The 2,018-nt window shown below is 35.3% G+C and carries 3 protein-coding genes; all 3 read left to right on the forward strand.

Annotated features, from left to right (window positions below):
- The coding region (locus tag AC1DND_RS27880) for an SGNH/GDSL hydrolase family protein (protein ID WP_477586101.1) at window positions 1–719 on the forward strand (719 nt) is incomplete at its 5' end.
- A gap of 37 nt (window positions 720–756) precedes the next feature.
- On the forward strand, window positions 757–1,188 hold the full coding sequence (locus tag AC1DND_RS27885; RefSeq protein ID WP_477586103.1) for a PH domain-containing protein: 432 nt from the start codon (window positions 757–759) through the stop codon (window positions 1,186–1,188).
- The coding region (locus tag AC1DND_RS27890; protein ID WP_477586105.1) for a PH domain-containing protein at window positions 1,181–2,018 on the forward strand (838 nt) is incomplete at its 3' end. The genes AC1DND_RS27885 and AC1DND_RS27890, both read left to right, overlap by 8 nt.

Genomic DNA, 2,018 nt, shown 5'->3' on the forward strand with positions numbered 1-2,018 from the left:
GTATTGGTGGTCAGACTACTTTTCAGGGATTACTCCGAATTGATAATGCAATAGCCTATAGAACCGGCTTTATTGTAATTGATATGGGCATTAATGATGCTGTTGCAATGACTACTGGTAAAGGAAGTGTAGCCGAAACCGTTGCTAATATGCGGGTATTGATTACGGCAAGCCTTAAACAGAAATTAGTTCCAATTTTATGTACACTACAGTTTGTTGATGATAGAACCATTAAAAGTTATGTGACTGTAAATACCCATATCAAAAACCTTAATACAGCCTACAGAAAATTAGCTGCAGAATATAAAATATATTTAGCCGATGTAAATGCAGCCATGAGGCGTGATTTTTCGCTTTATCAGGATGCCTTTCATCCTAATGCACGTGGTTACAGGTTGGTGAGCTATGTAATTTTCGACGCCATTAATAAAGCGATTTTTGATAAATTCTTAAAGTTTACCGTTTCTCAGAATTACCCTAATCCTGCAGCTATGCAAACATTTATTGATGTTGTTTTGCCCGAAACGGATAAAATTAATATTCAGATTTTTGATTTAATGGGCCGCTTGGTTAAAACAGTAGTAAATGAATACCTCAATACCGGAAAACACACCTTAGAAATCAACACCTCTACCTTTGTTCCCGGAATTTATTTCTTTAAAATCTCTTCCGATTCAGGTCAATATAACAATGCAAAAAAGTTTATTGTAGCGAGGTAACAAAAGATTTAAATATTAGTCTATTTATAGATTAATAATGTTTTATACCTTTAACCATGACTACTGTGGCATACTCCTATTCTTTGTTGATGAAGTAAAACCAAATGCCAAATGGATAATCCCCCTTTATTTAGCTTTATTTGCCATCTTTTCGCTACTCTTTCGCGCCAGTTTTAAGAAACGGGGGTATGCCATCCGCACACATGATGTATTATACAAAAGTGGCATTATCGCCGAATCGACAACAATTGTTCCTTTAAACAGGATTCAGCATATCGAATTAAATGAAGGGATTTTTTCCAGAATATATAAACTGGGATCATTACAGCTATTTACTGCAGGTGGCCAAACAGGGCATATCCATATTTCGGGGATTGCAATTGATGATGCCAAGCGTATCAGGGATCTGCTTTTGAAAAAACTAGACCTGCTTGAAAATCCAACAACAGAATTGAATGCCAATGAATAACGATTTTAGTAAACCGCAGCGGGAATCGGCCTTTGGTATTATTGTGATGGGTGCGCATACCTTTTTTCAGATTGGAAAAGCAACTTTTGCTATTTTCATTATCGCATTTATGAAAATGCCCATTAACGAAATCGTTTATGTCTTGCTTGGTATCGCAGCTATCATGTTTTTCAGCTTCATCATTGCTTATTTATGGTATTTAAAATTCACGTTCTTTTTAGATAAAGAAAAGCAGGAATTTGTGGTGAATAAGGGCATATTCAACCGCGATCAGGTAATTATTCAACTCGATAAAATACAGCAGGTTAACATTAACCAGAATATTCTGCAGAAAATTATCGGCGTTTATGGGTTAAAAATCGATACAGCCGGTGCTCATGGAGAAGAAGTAAGTATAAAAGCAATTGACGAAACTTCTGCCTATAACCTTAAAGAACATTTATTAAATAGAAGAACCGTAACTGAAACACAATCGGAAATTGAACGTGAAAACCACAAGACAGTAGAAACACCATTTTTAAGAATAAGTGCCCGGACTTTGTTTAAAGTAGGACTAACCTCTAATTATGGACAAAGTTTAGCTTTACTTGCTGCTTTTTTTTACACCGTTATTTACGAAGGCAGGCAATTGCTTGATGCTTTTAAAATTAATAAAGATGAAATTCAGAGCGCAGTAACGGGTATGCTGACTATAGTTACAATTTTTATCTTAATTGCCTGTCTTTTAATTGTACTGTTAATTATTAACCTGGTTAGAACCTTTTATAAGTATTTCGAGCTGGAAATTAGCGAACATAAAAACACACTCTTACTCTCTTCAGGGCTGATTG

The organism is Pedobacter sp. 01N416 (assembly GCF_056399685.1).

Excerpts from the sequence above, each read along its gene's own strand:
- AC1DND_RS27885 (WP_477586103.1), top strand. The coding sequence starts at position 757 with ATGTTTTATACCTTTAACCATGACTACTGTGGCATACTCCTATTCTTT.